The organism is uncultured Halopseudomonas sp., assembly GCF_963977355.1.
GTDB lineage: Bacteria > Pseudomonadota > Gammaproteobacteria > Pseudomonadales > Pseudomonadaceae > Halopseudomonas.
Window position 1 is genome coordinate 49903 of sequence record NZ_CAXBOV010000018.1, and the last position, 18080, is coordinate 67982.

12 protein-coding genes are annotated in these 18080 nt (G+C 55.1%); 1 reads left to right on the forward strand and 11 read right to left on the reverse strand.

Features of this window, described 5'->3' with window-relative positions; all coding sequences use genetic code 11:
* Positions 1–13: 13 nt before the first annotated feature.
* From AAC076_RS11465 to AAC076_RS11510, 10 genes are all read right to left on the reverse strand, one after another.
* Positions 14–1432 carry an FAD-dependent oxidoreductase gene (locus AAC076_RS11465; RefSeq protein ID WP_339845712.1) on the reverse strand — a complete coding sequence of 473 codons (1419 nt, stop codon included), beginning with the start codon at positions 1430–1432 and terminating at the stop codon, positions 14–16.
* Between the two features lie 108 nt (positions 1433–1540).
* Positions 1541–5989, reverse strand: coding sequence for a glutamate synthase large subunit (gltB, locus tag AAC076_RS11470; protein ID WP_339845716.1), 4449 nt, complete (start codon positions 5987–5989; stop codon positions 1541–1543).
* 234 nt (positions 5990–6223) lie between these two features.
* Positions 6224–7843, reverse strand: coding sequence for an AAA family ATPase (locus AAC076_RS11475; RefSeq protein WP_339845718.1), 1620 nt, complete (start codon positions 7841–7843; stop codon positions 6224–6226).
* A complete protein-coding gene (aroB, locus tag AAC076_RS11480; RefSeq protein WP_339845721.1) occupies positions 7840–8919 on the reverse strand; it encodes a 3-dehydroquinate synthase in 1080 nt (359 codons plus the stop codon). The genes AAC076_RS11475 and aroB overlap by 4 nt, the downstream gene beginning before the upstream one ends.
* Positions 8920–9016: 97 nt before the next feature.
* Positions 9017–9532: a shikimate kinase AroK gene (gene aroK / locus AAC076_RS11485; RefSeq protein ID WP_339845722.1), complete on the reverse strand. Its 516-nt coding sequence runs from the start codon at positions 9530–9532 to the stop codon at positions 9017–9019.
* A 5-nt stretch (positions 9533–9537) separates the two neighbouring features.
* Positions 9538–11664, reverse strand: a complete 2127-nt coding sequence (pilQ, locus tag AAC076_RS11490; protein ID WP_339845723.1) for a type IV pilus secretin PilQ — start codon at positions 11662–11664, stop codon at positions 9538–9540.
* Positions 11665–11684: 20 nt separating this feature from the next.
* Complete coding sequence (locus AAC076_RS11495; protein WP_339845725.1) at positions 11685–12215, reverse strand: pilus assembly protein PilP; 531 nt, start codon at positions 12213–12215, stop codon at positions 11685–11687.
* Positions 12212–12835, reverse strand: a complete 624-nt coding sequence (locus tag AAC076_RS11500) for a type 4a pilus biogenesis protein PilO (RefSeq protein ID WP_339845727.1) — start codon at positions 12833–12835, stop codon at positions 12212–12214. The genes AAC076_RS11495 and AAC076_RS11500 overlap by 4 nt, the downstream gene beginning before the upstream one ends.
* Positions 12832–13407 (reverse strand): PilN domain-containing protein, encoded by a 576-nt coding sequence (locus AAC076_RS11505; protein WP_339845729.1) that lies wholly within the window; start codon positions 13405–13407, stop codon positions 12832–12834. The genes AAC076_RS11500 and AAC076_RS11505 overlap by 4 nt, the downstream gene beginning before the upstream one ends.
* Positions 13407–14471 carry a pilus assembly protein PilM gene (locus tag AAC076_RS11510; protein WP_339845730.1) on the reverse strand — a complete coding sequence of 355 codons (1065 nt, stop codon included), beginning with the start codon at positions 14469–14471 and terminating at the stop codon, positions 13407–13409. Before AAC076_RS11510 ends, AAC076_RS11505 begins: the two co-directional genes overlap by 1 nt.
* Positions 14472–14656: 185 nt before the next feature.
* Between AAC076_RS11510 and AAC076_RS11515 the strand changes: the two genes are divergently transcribed.
* The gene (locus AAC076_RS11515; RefSeq protein ID WP_339845732.1) at positions 14657–17050 is read left to right on the forward strand and encodes a penicillin-binding protein 1A; all 2394 of its coding nucleotides are present in this window, start codon (positions 14657–14659) and stop codon (positions 17048–17050) included.
* On the opposite strand, the gene AAC076_RS11520 is transcribed toward AAC076_RS11515, so the two are convergent.
* Positions 17008–17955: a LysR family transcriptional regulator gene (locus AAC076_RS11520; RefSeq protein ID WP_339845735.1), complete on the reverse strand. Its 948-nt coding sequence runs from the start codon at positions 17953–17955 to the stop codon at positions 17008–17010. The two genes, AAC076_RS11515 and AAC076_RS11520, sit on opposite strands and share 43 nt — an antisense overlap.
* Positions 17956–18080: the final 125 nt, after the last annotated feature.

Below are 18080 nucleotides of genomic sequence, written 5' to 3' on the forward strand. Positions count from 1 at the left end.
TACAACCGAATGATCAGAGCTCCAGGTATTCGAGAATTCCCTCGGCAGCCTGACGACCTTCCCAGATGGCAGTTACCACCAGATCCGAGCCGCGCACCATATCGCCGCCAGCAAATATCTTCGGGTTGCTGGTCTGGAAGGGGTACTTGGCCTTCTCTGCTGCAACAACTCGACCCTGGCTGTCAGTATCCACGCTCTTGTCAGTGAACCAGTCAGCTGGGCTTGGGCGGAAACCGAAAGCGATGATCACCGCATCCGCATGAAGAATCTCTTCCGACCCGGGAATTGGTTCCGGGCTTCGACGTCCCCGAGCATCCGGCTCTCCCAAGCGGGTTTCAACCACCTTTACACCTTCAACGTGATCCTCACCAACGATGGCGATAGGTTGACGGTTGAACAGGAACTTTACACCCTCATCCTTGGCGTTCTTCACTTCCTTGCGCGAGCCGGGCATGTTCTCTTCGTCCCGGCGATAGGCACAATGAACCGACTTCGCACCCTGGCGGATCGAGGTGCGGTTACAGTCCATCGCAGTATCACCGCCGCCCAGAACAACAACGCGCTTACCCTTGAGATTGATGAAATCGTCTTCCGACTTCTCGAAACCCAGGTTGCGATTGACGTTGGCAATAAGGAAATCCAGCGCATCATATACGCCCGACAGATCTTCGCCCGGGAAGCCGCCTTTCATATAGGTGTAGGTACCCATGCCCATGAAGACCGCGTCGAACTCTTCAAGCATTTGATCGATGGTCACGTCCTTGCCGACATCGGTATTCAAACGAAACTCGATACCCATGCCCTCGAACACCTCACGGCGGCGGGACATCACCATCTTCTCCAGCTTGAACTCCGGAATACCGAAGGTCAGCAGGCCACCGATCTCCGGGTTACGGTCAAACACGACGGGGCTGACACCGGCGCGCACCAGAACGTCGGCACAACCCAAACCGGCAGGACCCGCACCGATGATAGCTACACGCTTGCCGGTAGGCACCACGTGAGACAGGTCTGGACGCCAGCCCATCGCGAAGGCCGTATCGGCGATGTACTTTTCTACCGAGCCGATGGTGACCGCACCAAAGCCATCATTCAGCGTACAGGCGCCCTCGCAGAGACGATCCTGTGGGCAGACCCGACCGCATACTTCAGGCAGTGTATTGGTCTGGTGAGCCAGCTCGGCTGCTTCGAGAATATTGCCTTCTGAAATCAGCTTGAGCCAGTTCGGAATGTAGTTGTGTACCGGACATTTCCACTCGCAGTAAGGATTACCGCACTCCAGACAGCGATGCGACTGGTCAGCCGCTTGCTCGGGCTTGAATTGTTCGTTGATCTCGACGAACTGCGTCTTGCGCATTTTCAAGGGGCGCTTCTGCGGGTCGTTACGGCCCACATCAATAAACTGGAAGTCGTTATTCAAACGGTCAGCCATAAATAAACCTCTTAGCAGCAGCTGTTCGCGAAAGCGACACGGCTGCAAACATTCACCTTGGATCCAGGTCCGACCCCAGAGGATCGGACCTGATGCCACACAGCCGCTTTATTGCGGGTTGGCGCGGGTGCTGCTTAACAGTGCGCCCAGACTCGCCGCCTTGGGCTTGACCAGCCAGAAACGACGGATGTAGTTGTCCAGGTTGTCCAGGACCTCTCCACCCCAGGCGCTGCCGGTCTCCGCCACATACTCGGTCAGAACCATGGTCAGGTGGCTGCGGTAGGACTCCATCGACTCACTGGATATCCGGTGCAGTTCCACAAGCTCGTGGTTCAGCTTGTCAAAGAAGCTGTTGTCCTGATCAAGTACAAAGGCAAATCCGCCGGTCATGCCGGCACCGAAGTTATGCCCTGTGTTGCCGAGAACGCAGACCATGCCGCCAGTCATGTATTCACAGCAATGGTCGCCGGCACCCTCGATTACCGCATGGCAACCGGAGTTGCGCACCGCAAACCGCTCACCCGCGCTACCCGCTGCAAAAAGCTGGCCACCGGTAGCACCATAGAGACAGGTATTACCGATGATCGCAGTTTCTTCAGAGCGGAAAGGACTGCCCTTTGGCGGAACAATTACCAGCTTACCGCCAGTCATGCCTTTGCCCACATAGTCGTTGGCATCGCCTTCGAGGTACATGTGCAGGCCGCCGGCATTCCAGACGCCGAAGCTCTGACCTGCGGTGCCCTTGAAGCGATAGGTAACAGGCGCTTTGGCCATGCCCTGGTTGCCATGTACACGGGCAATCTCACCTGACACCCGGGCACCGATTGAGCGGTCACAGTTGGTCAGGTTCATTTCGTACTCGCCGCCAGTCAGGCCATCGATAGCGGCGCGCGCCAGTTCGACCATCTTCTCGGCGGTCAGACCCTTGTCGAAGGGCTCGTTACGCGGTGATTCACAATACTGTGGCTTGTCCGCCGGCACATCCTTGCTGAACAACAGGGGCTCAAGGTTCAGATTCTGCTGTTTGCTGGTATTACCCGGCAAGATCTCCAGCAGATCAGTACGACCTATCAGGTCCTGCAGACGAGTCACACCCAGTTTGGCCATCCACTCGCGGGTTTCGGTTGCTACGTAGGTGAAGAAGTTAATCACCATTTCCACAGTGCCGATGTAGTGGTTATCCCTCAGGTGCTTGTTCTGCGTGGCGACACCGGTGGCGCAGTTATTGAGGTGACAGATACGCAGGTACTTGCAACCCAGGGCAATCATGGGCGCAGTGCCGAAGCCGAAGCTTTCAGCCCCAAGAATGGCCGCTTTGATCACGTCCAGACCGGTTTTCAAACCTCCGTCGGTCTGCACCCGTACCTTGCCGCGAAGATCATTACCGCGCAGGGTCTGGTGTGCTTCGGCCAGACCCAGTTCCCAGGGTGAGCCCGCATACCGAATCGAGGTGAGCGGTGACGCACCTGTGCCACCGTCATATCCGGATACGGTGATCAGGTCAGCGTAGGCCTTGGCAACGCCCGCGGCGATCGTGCCGACCCCAGGCTCGGAAACCAGCTTGACTGATACCAGTGCCTGAGGATTGACCTGCTTGAGGTCGAAAATCAGCTGCGACAGATCTTCAATCGAGTAGATATCGTGGTGCGGCGGCGGTGAAATAAGCGTCACACCGGGCACTGCATAACGCAGACGGGCGATCAACTCGTTAACCTTGCCACCGGGTAACTGACCACCCTCACCCGGCTTGGCACCCTGGGCCACCTTGATCTGCAGCACATCGGCATTAACCAGATATTCCGGAGTTACACCGAAACGGCCGGAGGCAATCTGCTTGATCTTGGAGCTGCGCGAGGTGCCGTACCGTGCGGGGTCTTCACCGCCTTCACCCGAGTTAGAGCGCGCACCCAGGCGGTTCATGGCCTCAGCGATAGCTTCATGGGCTTCCGGCGACAGTGCGCCCAGGGAAATACCTGCCGAATCGAAACGCTTGAAGATACTCTCCAGCGGCTCAACCTGGTCGATATCAACCGGCGTCTGGTCATCACGCAGGCGCAGAAGGTCACGAAGGGACGCTACCGGGCGACTATTGACCAGCCCTGCATACTCCAGGTACTTGTCGTAACTGTCACCCTGGACCGCATCCTGCAGCGCCCTGACAACATCAGGGTTGTAAGCATGGTATTCGCCGCCGAAGATAAACTTCAGCAGACCACCCTGCTGGATAGCTTTGCGGGGATTCCACGCCTCCTTGGCCAGCAGACTCTGCTCCATCTGCAGATCACTGAAGCGCGCGCCCTGAATACGGCTGACAACGCCTCGGAAACAGACATCAACGATCTCATCTGACAGACCGATCGCCTCAAACAACTGAGCGCCGCGGTAGGACACGATGGTAGAGATACCCATCTTCGACAAAATCTTGAGCAGACCCTTGGATATGCCCTTGCGGTAGCTCTTGAATACTTCGTAGAGATCGCCGATCACTTCGCCGGTGCGGATCAGATCGCCGAGAACTTCGTAGGCCAGATACGGATAAATTGCAGTGGCGCCAAAACCGATAAGCACCGCGTAATGGTGCGGATCGCGTGCCGTAGCTGTTTCGACCAGAATATTACAATCGCAACGCAGCCCGACCTCGATCAGGTGGTGATGCACGGCACCTACCGCAAGCGCTGCGTGCACCGGTAGCTTGCCTTCTTCAATATAGCGGTCGCTAAGCACGAGCAGGGTCTTGCCCTCGCGTACGGCAGCCTCGGCTTGCAGCGCTATGTCCTTGACCGCCTCGGCCAGGGACATGTCTACGGGCACGTTAAGCTCGATACGCTGGACAGCAAAGCCGGGGCGATCGAGATTCATCAGTGTGCGCCATTTGGCTGGCGACATGACCGGGCTACTCAGAATAACCCGATTGGCGTGCTCGGCAGTTTCCTCGAACACATTGCGCTCGGCACCAACGCAGGTTTCCAGCGACATGACGATCGCTTCACGAAGCGGATCGATTGCCGGGTTGGTGACCTGGGCAAATTGCTGGCGGAAATAGTCGTAGACTGAACGCACACGAGTCGACAACACCGCCATTGGCGTATCGTCACCCATCGAACCAACGGCTTCCTGACCGTTTTCGGCCAATGGACGCAACACCTGATCACGCTCTTCAAAGGTGACCTGGAACATCTTCATGTATTGCTTGAGCTGCTCAGGATTGAGGAAATCCGATCCATGGTCACGGTCGTTCATTGTGGCCTGAATACGCAGCGCGTTTTCCTTGAGCCACTTGCGGTAGGGGTGACGGGATTTCAGTCGACCTTCGACATCATCCGTGTGCAGGACTTCACCCGTCTCGGTGTCAACCGCGAGAATCTGGCCAGGACCTACTCGACCTTTACTGATCACGTCTTCGGGTTGGTAGTTCCAGACACCGATTTCCGAGGCCAAAGTAATATAGCCATTCTTGGTCACCACATAACGAGCAGGGCGCAGGCCGTTACGATCAAGCAGGCATACAGCGTAGCGGCCTTCAGTCAAAACGATACCGGCCGGACCATCCCAGGCTTCCATATGCATCGAGTTGAACTCATAAAATGCCTTTAGATCGGCATCCATAGTCTCGACGTTTTGCCACGCAGGCGGCACAACCATACGAATCGCACGGAACAGATCCATGCCACCGGCGAGTAGAAGCTCAAGCATGTTGTCCATGCTTGAGGAATCCGAGCCGGTTACGTTGACGATCGGCGAAATACTCTCAAGATCAGGCAGCAGTTCATTTGTGAACTTATTGCGGCGAGCGTGTGCCCAATTACGGTTGGCGGTAATGGTGTTGATCTCGCCATTGTGCGCAACCAGCCTGAAAGGCTGAGCAAGCGGCCACTTTGGTAGAGTGTTCGTGGAAAAACGCTGGTGGAAAACGCTGATTGCGGTCTCCATACGCTGATCGCTCAGGTCCGGATAGAACCGGCCCAGATCAGCGGGCATCATCAGCCCTTTATAGGATATGACCTTGTGCGACAGGCTGCAGACGTAGAAGTCCGGCGCCGTCTGCATGGCTATCTCGGCCTTGCGACGGGCATAAAAGAGTTTGATGCCGAACTGCTGATCATCAAGACCTTCACCTGAAACGAATATCTGCTCAATCCGCGGCATGCAGCTCAGGGCCAGAGGTCCTAGGACACTACTGTCCACCGGAACTTCCCGCCAGCCGAGCGACGCGAGGCCTTCACTCTCCAACGCGGACTCAAAAGCTGCATGGGCTGCATCTGTGGCAGCCTGATCGGCGCCCATGAAAACCATGCCCACGGCATATTGATCAGGCAAAGCCACGCCAAGCGACTCCTGAGCGACATCCCGCAGAAAGCTATCCGGCTTCTGAATTAGCAGTCCACAGCCGTCACCGGTCTTGCCGTCGGCGTTGATACCGCCACGGTGTGTCATGCACGTCAGGGCTTCAATTGCCGTCAGCAACAAGTGATGGCTTGGCTCGCCTTGCATATGGGCGATGAGGCCAAAGCCACAGTTATCCTTGAACTGATCAGGCTGATATAAACCTGCTTTCATAGGCACGCTCTCAAATACTATTGAATTCAGACGCTTACGAGATTCAAACTAGACTGGATCTGGCTCGGCGCCGGACAAAAGGGGAGTAATTGTACACAGCGGTTTGTGCAGCCACAATTTTTTTTCGGTGAAAAGTGCCGCATAAGCGTATCCAAATGTCGTAAATAGGAAAGCTTTTCAGCAGCCAGGCTATTAGCGGCGGAGAAAACACCCTCTCCGCCACTATAGTCGATATTACTCCAGGGCCTTCTGGATATCACCCACCGAGCGAGGCCATGGATTAGCACTGCGCATCGAAGCAGGCAGCGTCGACACACCTTGTTGAGCTTGCTGGCGGCCAGAGTAGCTGCCTTGCGTGACAACAAACCAGGGCTCGCCCTGATAGGTGGTCTGGAAAAATCGCAACTCTGCCACGCCGGAATTCTTTGCGATAAAGTCTATGGCAGCGGCGCGGCTGCGCGAACCAAGCACCTGCAATACATAGCGAGCAGGTTGCTGCGAACGATACCAGTTATCACTACCCGTCGCCGGAGCAGTAGCTTGCGAAGCCGACGGCGCCGACGGCACTCCGGCTTGCTGAGCTGGCTGCGGTGCTCGAACAGCCGGTGCAGCGCTCGGCGTGACCACTGCTGAAGGCTTGGGAGCCTCCTCCACCGGCGTTGATGCCACTGGTTCAGGCCGAGCAGGAGCAGCTACCGCTGCCTGCGCCCCAGAAGCTTCGCTATCTTGTCCGGATTCTGCGCTGGGAAATAGACTAACAGTTGCAGACCGCTCTGCTGAGCCCATCACGGAACTGGCGTCGGCACTATTGGCCTGCGCCTCGGATCTTACATTCGGATCTGTGCTCACGCCTGATGCATCAACCTCAGGCTGGGCATTTAACTCAGTAAGCTCGACAAGCTGAGGGTCATTGATTGCGTCAACGGCTACCACCGGCTCTGGCAGCTCCAGCACCGTAGTAACAGACTCTTCCTGGCGCTCACCCATGAACCAGGCAAACCCTATACCCACTGCAACCAGAATAACCGCAACGAGCGACTTCAACGGCAGCACTGCACGCCGAGAGGTTACTGGCGAGTCCTGTTCCGCCATGGCTTCAGCCATGGACTGCCCTGCCGCATCGTTTATACGTCCAGGCCAGCCACCACTATGCCGATGAATCCATTGAATCTGGTCTTCATCCAGCAACTCTATTCCCTGTCCCGCAGCATCCAGACGCTGCGCCATATAATCCCGGGTCTCGTCGAGGGAGTAAGGCTGCAGGGCAATGCGGTGCAACCACTCAGCTCCTTCTTCATCGGCGTTGACGCTATCTATCATGGGCTCAATGCTGTCATCGGCGAAAAGGAAGATACGCAGCGGCGATTCCCCGTCACTGACCCGACTCCAATCCACCAGCTCCTGCAGTGATTCCTGTTCGAGGAGATGCGCATCGTCGATAATGAGGTACAGATTCACGCCCGTTTCATGGACCTGACCCGCTCTGAGCAAAAGCGACTGGGAATCCCTGCCGCTGGCATTAACGGCCTGACAGAAAAAAGAAGTTAGGGCGCTGACACCTGGAAACTCTCGTGCCGTCGTTACCACACACTGGGTTGTATCCTTATTACTACTGGCGACCAGTGCTTGGCGCAGCAGTGTTTTGCCACTTCCGTGAGGCCCGGTGACCAGCAATACCTGATCACCGAATCGAGCCAAGTGATGTAATTCAGCAAGCACCGTTTTGCGCTGCGGGGTGAAGAACTTGAAACCCGGCGTACGCGCCGCGAACGGATCATGGTTTAGCTGGTAATACTCTTCGATACTTTCAGCACCGCTCAACGCGTTCATGCCTTTTTCCTGTCGGTCTGTCATGGATTGCTCTGGGCAAGGGTAGCTTGCAAGATTTCAGTATCAAATTCAGCGGTAATCACCGCCTTCCCGATGGCTCTCAGCAATACCAGTCGCAGTTGGCCATCCAGGACCTTTTTATCCACCGCCATTAACCGGATAAAATCCGCTGAGGTCATGGAATCCGGCGGGCGTACCGGAAGACCAGCCTCCCTGACAATCCCGACTCCACGCTCAAAGGATGCATCATCAATCCAACCCAGACGCCTGGACATATCCAGCGCCATGACCATGCCAGCCCCAACTGCTTCACCGTGTAACCACTGACCATATCCTTGCTGCGCTTCGATCGCGTGCCCGAAAGTATGACCGAGATTCAAGATCGCGCGTACTCCCCCCTCGCGCTCATCAGCAGCAACCACGTCTGCCTTGATGGCACAGGATCTCGCTATAGCTTGAGTTATCAGATCATGATCCAGGTTTCGCAAACCCTGCATATTGGCTTCCAGCCAACCAAGGAATGCTTCGTCGCGAATAAGTCCGTACTTTATCACCTCGGCTAGCCCTGCACTCACTTCGCGAGAAGGTAGGGTCCGGAGGCTGGCCGTGTCTATTATGACTGCGCGCGGTTGATAGAAAGCGCCTAGCATATTTTTGCCGGCCGGGTGGTTGATGCCAGTCTTGCCGCCGACGGAGGAATCGACCTGGGAGAGCAGTGTCGTGGGCACCTGGATGAAATCTACGCCCCTCTGATAACAGGAGGCAGCAAAGCCAGTCATGTCGCCAACAACCCCACCACCGAGTGCAATCAGTGTTGTGCGTCGGTCATGCCGTGAAGCCAGCAAGGCATCAAAGATTTGTTGTAGGGTTGCCCAGTTCTTGTAGGCCTCCCCGGTAGGAAGTACTACACAGGTAACTTGGTAACCTTCCAGGGTGTGAAACAGCGCATCTAGATACAGCGGGGCTACCGTATCGTCCGTTACGATGCAAACCTGCTTACCTGCAATAAAGGGTACGAATAGCTCACGTTGCTCCAACAGTCCTGAGCCTATAAATATCGGGTAGCTGCGTTCACCGAGCTCAACCGTCAGTTGTTGCATATAGTTTCTCCCAAGCGAATCCGGCAAGAATACAACAGACAAAGCCCCCGTGGGCAGTTAGCCACAGAAGCTTTAAGAGTGACGCATCAGGAATGTCTCAGGAATCAGATTCGAGGAGTCGTGCAACAATGGTATTAACTACCACCTTCGGGCCTCGTTGATCCGTATCAATGATGATGTCAGCGATTTCCCGATATAGCGGATCACGCTTGGCCATCAGGTCACGCAGTACCCGTTCGGGGTCGGCGTTCAGCAACAACGGACGTTGTCGATCCTTGGATGTTCTTTGCAGCTGCTGGTCGACACTGGTACGCAGATATACGACCAAGCCGTTAGCCGCCAGCGCCTGCCGATTGGCTTCGCGCATGACAACCCCCCCGCCGGTAGCCATAACGATACCACTCTCCAGCACCAACTCTGCGATCATTGCTTCTTCGCGCTGACGAAATCCCTCTTCTCCCTCAACGTCAAAGATCCACGGGATATCGGCGCCGGTTTTAGCCTCGATTTCACGATCTGAATCTTTGAAGGGATATCTAAGCTCCTTGGCAAGAAGTCGCCCGATGGTGCTTTTACCTGCCCCCATCGGGCCTACCAGAAAGACATTACGCAAAGCGCTTACCTTGCCACTGTGATGGCGCCATTCTTGATGATCCGCGGAGTCAGGAAGATAAGCAGTTCTGACTTGGTTTCTGAAGTCACATCCCGACGGAACACCTTGCCTAGCACAGGCAAGTCACCCAGAAACGGTACCTTCATCTGACTATTTTGGGTTTCACTTGAGAACACACCACCAATAACGATTGTCTCACCGTCACCCACCAGAATCTTGGCATTGACCTCATTCTTGCGGATCGTTGGCACACCGTTCACTTCATTAGTGAAGTCGGGCTCATCCTTGGTGACGATAACTTCCATGATCACCTGGTTATCAGGCGTGATCTGAGGAGTCACTTCCAGAGACAGAACCGCTTCGGCAAAGGCCGTAGTAGTTGCACCGCTGGAGCTCGCTTGCTGGTATGGAATCTCAGAACCTTTCAGAATTTTGGCAGTTTCCTTGTCGGAGGTGACTACCTTCGGCTGGGAAATGATTTCACCGTTACCTGTGCTTTCCATCGCAGAAAGCTGAAGATCAAGGATCGCATTGTTGGTAATGAAGCCGATCCCGATTCCCGAGCTCGCACCGATCACGCCCATATCAACAAAAGGTGCATTAACAGCAGGCGTTGGCATCGCAGCACCACCGCCCGGAGAACGCCCAAAGACCTCATAGCGATTTCCCATGTTGATACTACCACCCCAGCGGACACCAAGGGCCTTATCAAAGCCAACGTTGGCTTCAACGATGCGCGCTTCGATCATGACCTGACGGACAGGTATGTCCAGCTGAGAAACGATTCGACGGAGTTCGTCTAGTTTCTCCTGAGTTTCGAACGCAATAATACTGTTAGTCCGATCATCAACTGTAATTGAGCCACGTTGCTCTCCGCCGGCCGCGGTAACCGATGCAAAAAGACTGGCGATATCGGATGCGCGTGCATAATTGACCTGAATAAGCTCACGCCGCAAAGGCGCCAGCTCGGCAATTTGCTGTTGTGATTCAAGCTCCTGACGCTCACGGGCAGCAATTTCGTCCGCCGGCGCTACTAGTAGCACATTACCAATCTTTCGCTTGTCCAGGCCCTTGGTCTTTAAAACCAGATCAAGTGCCTGATCCCAGGGCACATTCTGCAGCCGCAGAGTGATGCTGCCCTGCACCGTGTCGCTAGCCACCAGATTAAGATCTGTAAAGTCAGCAATTAGCTGCAGTACCGAGCGCACTTCAATATCCTGAAAATTGAGGGACAACTTCTCCCCTGTGTAAGCGAAGGCATCAGCATTACGTTTTTCAGATTCCGCTTGGCTGAGAGGCTTGAAGCTAACAATCAGGCGGTCATCTGTCTGGTAAACAAGATGTTCGTAGAAGCCGGTTGGCTCAATATTGATCACAGCATTGCCATTGCTGCTTGATGCATTTACAAAATTAACCGGAGTCGCAAAATCAGTAACGTCCAGCCGAACTCGCAACGCATCGGGCAATTGTGTATTGGGGAAACTCAGCCGGATCTTGCCGCCCTGTTCCTGCACATCAACCCTTACCGAAGGATCAGACAGATCAACAACCACGTTACCTTCACCCTGATCACCGCGCTGGAAATCCAGACCGCGAATTGCCGACCCGCTAGTCGCAGGGCTCATCACAGCAGGTTCAGTGGAGGATCTCCAGTCGCCGGGCACAACTGCTACCGAGGCAGGTGCTGCAGCCGAAGCAGTTGTGTATCCAGGGGCCTCACCTTCTCCCACCATAACGTAAAGGTCATTGCCTTCGGTGCGAGTGGTATAAGGAACCAGGCTGTCCAGGTTGATAATTAGCCGAGTACGATCGTTGGCCTCTACAACCGTCAGACTCCGTGCATTACCCATACCCAGTTCGCGATTGCGTGAGTCAAGCTCATTGGTAACGCCAGGCAAATCGATTGCGATCCGCGCAGGCTGCTCGATCGTGTAACCTTTGGGCGTTGAAAGCACTGGCTCATCGAAAGTCAACTTGAGTTCGACTCTTTCACCCGGTAATGAGGCGACATCAAGATTCTGGAGGCTGGCCGCCAGGGCTAGGGGGCTCAGCAGCGCAATAACCGCGGCGAGCGTAACTTTCTTGGTAAGAGGCATTTGATTGCGTTCCACGCTTGACTGTTTACAGTTCATGATTTCTCTCCCTGGTTGTCCTATCCGCGCACAGGCAAGCTGAGCGTTCGCGGGCGCTCCAACCAACCGCCTTCACCGTCGGGGACGATCTCCATCACTTCGACACGTCCTTCCTCGATTGCAACAATACGACCATGATTGCGGCCCAGATAGTCTCCCACCTGCACCCTATGGACGCTGCCTGCACCGCGGATCAGCGCTTGCATACCTTGCCCGTCGCTCAGGGTGCCAACCATATCGAACCCCTCGATATTGAAACCTTCGAGGAACTGCTTCACTCTGTCTTCGTCGGGCTTTATGTCCTCAGATCCGCGCTGCCTCTGAGTCACATCGACCCTTACCGGTGGCTGAAAGGGGCTCCTTAATGAAGAAGCACTATAGGTGAATGCTTCATACGCTTTGAACCGAGGAAGCGGTTCAATACTGCCCGCAGGCTTCGCTCGAGTCTCGGCCATAAAAGCCTGAAGATCACCAAAGCCGCTGTCACCGCAGCCGGAGAGAAGCAAGGAGGAAACAAGGGCCAGACCCCAAACTCGTTTGTGAAAGGTCATTTCTCGCCTCCTGTATCGTTATAACGATAGGTACGGGCAAGAATACTCATTTTAAGCAGGTCCCCATTTCCCTCGGTTACCGGCGCGATGCTGAAATCATGCAACGTTACAATACGCGGCAGACTAGCAACGCTGCTGACGAAAGTTCCCATATCGTGATAACTACCCTGAACCACTATCCTGATCGGCAACTCGATATAGAACTGCTTGGCCGTTTCCGGCTGAAGCGTGATGGATTCGAACTCAAGACCGCTGTTGAGACCCATCTGCGTTATATCTTCCAAAAGACCCGGCACTTCAGTATCGCTAGGAAGTTGCTTGAGCAATGTCCCGAAGCGCTCCTCGATTTCGACTAGTTGTTCCTTGTAGGCTTCCAGATTGGCAGCGCGGAAGGACTTAGCCTCGAAATCCTTACGCAAGGTGACTTCCTGAGCCTCACTGCGCTCAAGAACCACCTGCAAATCTTTTAGATGGAAATGATAACCAGCGAAAAGAAGCGCGATCAGCAACACAAGCCCGACTATGAACTTGAGGGCGCCAGGCCAAGAGCCGACGTTGTTGAAGTCGATATTGTTGATGTCGATCTTCTTGAAGCTTTCCATGGATTTGGACAGACTCATGGCTGCTCCTCCCCTGAACTACCGGCACTTGGCTCGGTTTGCTTCACAGAAAGCTCGAAAACGTTAGCCTGATCAAGGCCACCTGACGTAACTGCCCGCACCGCAGTCAGATTTGGCGAGGTGAGCCAATCAGACGCATCCATCTGACGCATCAGATTGGAAACCCTGCTATTAGATTCAGCCCTGCCCTTGATGTTAATTGTTGACCCCGCCATGCCAAGGGAGTCGAAATGCACCCCATCTGGCAAAGTCCTGGCCAATTCATCAAATACTCGAACGATAATCGGGCGATTGCCCTGGAGATCCTGAATGATCTTCATCCTGTCAAGCAGCTGCGTACGGCGTGCCTGCAACTGCTCGATCTCCTTGATGCGCGCTTCGAGTAGTGTGATTTCTTTTTGCAGGAACTCGTTACGAGCATTCTGGTGATCGATCTTGCCATTGAGGTAGCGATCCCCGAGAAAAACAAGACCACCCGCAAAAATGACAATCAAAACAAGAACGGTCATAAACTCTTTCTTGCGCTCTTCCCTGAGCTGCTCGCGCCAGGGTAACAGGTTAATGCGAGCCATTAGTCAAAACTCCTCATTGCCAGACCACAGGCAATCATCAGCGCAGGAGCGTCATTGCTGAGCGCGACGGCGTTGACCTTGTTTGACAGGGTCATGTTTGCAAAGGGGTTAGCCACCAGCGTTGTGGTGCCGATTTTTTGCTGGATCAACTGGTCGAGCCCAGGAATGGACGCGGTGCCACCTGCCAGCAGGATGTAGTCAACATCGTTGTACTGGCCGCCCGCGAAGAAAAACTGCAATGAGCGCGAAACCTGCTGCACCACCGCATCCTTGAAGGGACTCAGAACTTCAGTCTCGTAGTCATCCGGCAAGCCACCCTGCTTCTTCGCCAGACCGGCTTCCTCCTGCGAAAGCCCGTAACGACGCTGAATCTCATCGGTCAATTGCTTCCCGCCGAAGAGTTGTTCGCGGGTATAGATAATTCGACCCTTACTGAGGACGCTGAGAGTCATCATCGTGGCGCCGATATCGATTACCGCAACGGTGACTTCGTCACGATCGCCATCAAGCTGGTCGATCACAAGATCGCAGGCCCGCTCCATCGCGTAGGCTTCGACCTCGACAACCCGCGCATTCAGGCCGGCCAACGCCAGGGCTGCTTCACGAATATCGACATTCTCGCGACGACAGGCTGCAAGCAAGACTTCTACTCGCTCAGAGTTGCGGGGGGATACACCCTGCACCTCGAAGTCAATTGCGACCTCATCAAGAGGGTAGGGGATGTACTGATCCGCCTCGAGCTTGATCTGCTCTTCCATCTCATCTGGATCAAGTCCCGCATCCATCTCGATGGTTTTGGTTATGACTGCGGAGCCAGCAACTGCGACGGCTGCATGCTTCAACGAGCTTCTCGATCGAGCCAAGACCTTCTCTAGGGCCTGACCTACGCCCTCGAGCTCGACGATATTCTTCTCGACTACCGCACTTGGTGGAAGGGGTTCAACCGCATAGGCCTCGACCTTGTAGCGGTTGCCGGATCGGCTGAGTTCGAGAAGCTTCACCGTGGTGGAGCTAATATCGATGCCCAGCAACGTATTTGCTTTTTTCTTTATGAGCCCTAGCACAGCCAATTTCCTATCAGCATCCGACACTTACGGACGGTTTATGTTTTCATACATTAAATAACAGACCCAGCACAAGCGCAAATAGCTAAAACAAAAAAAATGCGCTTATAATGGAGTATGTTAACCCGTTCTCATCTGGTCTAATCCCTAACCATTTCATTTGACAGGGAATTCGCTTCTCCCCCATGCCATTTTTAAAATTCATATTCTGGTCGATTATTGCTTTTATAAGCGCCCCAATCCTTGTTTTGAGCGGGGTAGCCCTGTATCTGAGCCCGGATTTGCCTGATGTCGACGCCCTGCGCGACCTGCAACTGCAAACCCCTTTGCGGATATATAGCACAGATAATCGACTGATAGCAGAATTCGGTGAAATGCGCCGGATACCTATCAGCTACGACCAAATTCCGACCGATTTCATTAACGCTCTACTGGCGGCCGAAGACGACAACTTCCTGAACCATCGTGGCGTAGATCCGATGGGCCTACTTCGCGCCGCCGTGGAACTGGTTCAAACCGGCCACATCCAGACCGGCGGAAGCACAATTACCATGCAGGTCGCCAAAAACTACTTCTTGAGCAGCGAACGGGTTTTCTCCCGTAAATTCAACGAAATCCTGCTTGCCCTGCAAATCGAGCGAAGTCTCGACAAACGAGAGATCTTTGAACTCTACGTCAACAAGATATACCTGGGCAATCGCGCATACGGAATAGAAGCCGCAGCGCAGATCTATTTCGGTAAATCCATCGACCAACTCGACCTTGCCGACCTGGCCATGATCGCAAGCCTGCCCAAGGCGCCATCACGTTATAACCCGGTATCCAATCCCGAAAGGACGTTGATCAGGCGTAATTGGATTCTGGGCCGAATGCTCAGTCTTGGCAATATCGATCAACAGACCTACGAGCAGGCGGTGGCCAAGCCGATAAAGGCGACCAAGTACGAAGCGAAAGCCGAGCTCGAGGCGCCCTATGTGGCCGAAATGGCTCGACTGGAGATGGTCGAGCGTTTCGGCGAAGAGGCTTATACCAGCGGTTATCACGTTTATACGACTGTCGATAGCAGCCTGCAGACCCTAGCCAATCGTTCCTTGCGCGAAGGACTCATGGAATATGACCGAAGACACGGATACAAGGGACCCGAGGCAAGCAATCAGGAAGCTACTCCCGACCAGTGGGAAAATCTGCTGAAACCTTATCGCGAAATGGGCGGATTGCTGCCCGCAGTGGTGACAGCGATAAGCCCGGACAAAGCACTGATCCAGATGCGCGGCGGAGCATTGGGAGAGATTCCCTGGGACGGCATGCGCTGGGCCAGAAAGCATATCAATACCAACAGCCTGGGGCCTAATCCGAGATCCCCATCAGACGTGCTCAGCGTTGGTGACATCATCCGGGTCACCCCAGAGGAAGATATTCGTTACCGACTGGCCCAGGTTCCAGAGGCCCAGAGTGCGCTCGTCGTGCTCTCTCCCGGTGACGGCAGCATTCAGGCTCTGGTCGGCGGCTTCGCCTTCGAACAAAGCAAATATAACCGGGTCACCCAGGCCAAGCGCCAGCCAGGATCGAGCTTCAAACCGTTTCTTTACAGCGCCGCTCTTGATCATGGCTATACACCTGCCAGTCTGGTGAATGACGCCCCCCTAGTAGTAGATGATGGCCACATGGAAGAAGCATGGCGGCCAAGAAACTCAGGCGGCGATTTTCTCGGCCCGATCAGATTGCGTGAAGCGCTTTATCGGTCACGCAACCTGGTTTCCATTCGCCTGCTGCAGGATATCGGAGTTGATGAGGCACTCACCTATATCGAGCGTTTCGGCTTCAGCCGCAGCGAACTGCCGCGCAACCTTTCTGCCGCACTTGGTACGCCAGAGCTCGCGCCACTGCAGATCGCCCAGGGCTACACCACTATCGCCAACGGCGGTTACGCAGTGAAGCCCTACCTGATCGAGCGGATAGAAGATCATCAAAGCCGAATCATCGATTTCGCCAGACCCGCGGCCACACCCGAAGCGATCGAAGCGCATATCGAACGTGCCCAGCGATATCAGGAAATGGCAGCGCTGCCGCAAATCGAGATCCCCGAGGCAGAGCAGGTTGTCGACCCACGCACCACCTACCAGCTCACCAGCATGCTCAAGGACGTCATCACCCGCGGCACTGCTGCCCGTGCGCGAGCGCTGCAGCGACCCGACCTCGCAGGGAAGACAGGCACGACCAACGAACAGAAAGATGCCTGGTTCTCCGGATATAATGGTGACCTGGTTGCCACGGTATGGGTTGGATTTGACCAACCTGCCACCCTGGGCCGCAGGGAGTACGGCGGCACCGCTGCGCTTCCCATATGGATGAAGTTCATGGCTGAGGCTTTGGAAGGCAAACCCGAAAGCAGTCAGCCAATGCCTGATGGCCTGGTAAACGCTCGCATCGACCCGGAGACAGGTCGAACGGCACGCCCGGGCAGTGACAATGCTGTGTTCGAAGTCTTCAAGGAAGAAGATGCACCTCCCTCATTCAGCGAACTGGATGCTGGCGGCTACTCCAGCGAAGGCGCCGTTACGCCACTCGAACTATTCTGAGACAGCGCAGACACCTGCTGGCGCAGCCAGCGGTTAACCGGGTCATGTTCTGCCGCCTCGTGCCAGTACAGGCTGAGACCGATCGAGGGCAGCGGCAAGGGCATATCCAGCAACCGGTTGCCCAAAGCGGCATTTACCAGCTCGGCATGGCGACGGGACATGGTCAGCAGCAGATCGCCCTGCGCCACGACCAGACTGGCGGCCTGGTAATTCTGGCAGCGGTGCACGACCCGTCGCATCAAGCCCATATGCCCTAGCGCCAGATCTTCATAGGATAATCCCCGCCGCCATGATGCGACCGCAATATGATCGCTCTCCAGGTAACGCTCGGTAGTCAGTTCGCCGCAAAACCCCGGCCCCGCCACCACGCAGAGAGGCTCGGAGAGCAGCTGCATCTGGCGCAGATTTGCCTCAACTGGCCGCGCAATCTGCACCGCAAGATCAATACGCCCAGCTGCCAGCTCCAATTTCAGCTCAGACCAGCGCAGCCCTGCTGTGCGCACCTTGCACCCAGGAGCGCTGCGACGCAGATGGGCTAGCAAAGGGGGCAACAACACCATCTCCAGCTGCTCAGGCAGACTCAAGGTAAAGGTGCGCTCATCACGCAAGGGGTCAAAGTCCTGAAGACCGTCAAGACTCCTTTGCAAGCGCGCCAGACTATCGCTGATCACCGGCGCCAGGCGCTGCGCCAGCACGGTAGGCATGACGCCCCGACCCTCGCGTACAAAAAGGGGATCCGCAAATTGCTCGCGTAAGCGCGCCAGGGAGTGACTGACCGCTGACTGACTGACATGCAATACAGCTGCAGAACGAGTCAAACTACGCTCACGGAAAATCACCTCAAAGACTCGGAACAGATTCAGGTCCATGCGAGCCAGGGATGGCACACCATTCATTTCATTCATGCAAAGACAGCCTTTCAGACTAATTCATTGGGACAGCTCCATCCTGAGCTTTATATCATGAGCCAGATTCATGGATACAGATGAATAAGCTTCGCTTCTCCCAACAAACTCCACGGCTTAAGCTC

Bases quoted from the DNA above. Each gene is read 5' to 3' on its own strand.
- AAC076_RS11465 (WP_339845712.1), bottom strand. From the start codon at position 1,432: ATGGCTGACCGTTTGAATAACGACTTCCAGTTTATTGATGTGGGCCGT.
- gltB (WP_339845716.1), bottom strand. From the start codon at position 5,989: ATGAAAGCAGGTTTATATCAGCCTGATCAGTTCAAGGATAACTGTGGC.
- AAC076_RS11475 (WP_339845718.1), bottom strand. From the start codon at position 7,843: ATGACAGACCGACAGGAAAAAGGCATGAACGCGTTGAGCGGTGCTGAA.
- aroB (WP_339845721.1), bottom strand. From the start codon at position 8,919: ATGCAACAACTGACGGTTGAGCTCGGTGAACGCAGCTACCCGATATTT.
- pilQ (WP_339845723.1), bottom strand. From the start codon at position 11,664: ATGAACTGTAAACAGTCAAGCGTGGAACGCAATCAAATGCCTCTTACC.
- AAC076_RS11495 (WP_339845725.1), bottom strand. From the start codon at position 12,215: ATGACCTTTCACAAACGAGTTTGGGGTCTGGCCCTTGTTTCCTCCTTG.
- AAC076_RS11500 (WP_339845727.1), bottom strand. From the start codon at position 12,835: ATGAGTCTGTCCAAATCCATGGAAAGCTTCAAGAAGATCGACATCAAC.
- AAC076_RS11505 (WP_339845729.1), bottom strand. From the start codon at position 13,407: ATGGCTCGCATTAACCTGTTACCCTGGCGCGAGCAGCTCAGGGAAGAG.
- AAC076_RS11515 (WP_339845732.1), top strand. From the start codon at position 14,657: ATGCCATTTTTAAAATTCATATTCTGGTCGATTATTGCTTTTATAAGC.
- AAC076_RS11520 (WP_339845735.1), bottom strand. From the start codon at position 17,955: ATGAATGAAATGAATGGTGTGCCATCCCTGGCTCGCATGGACCTGAAT.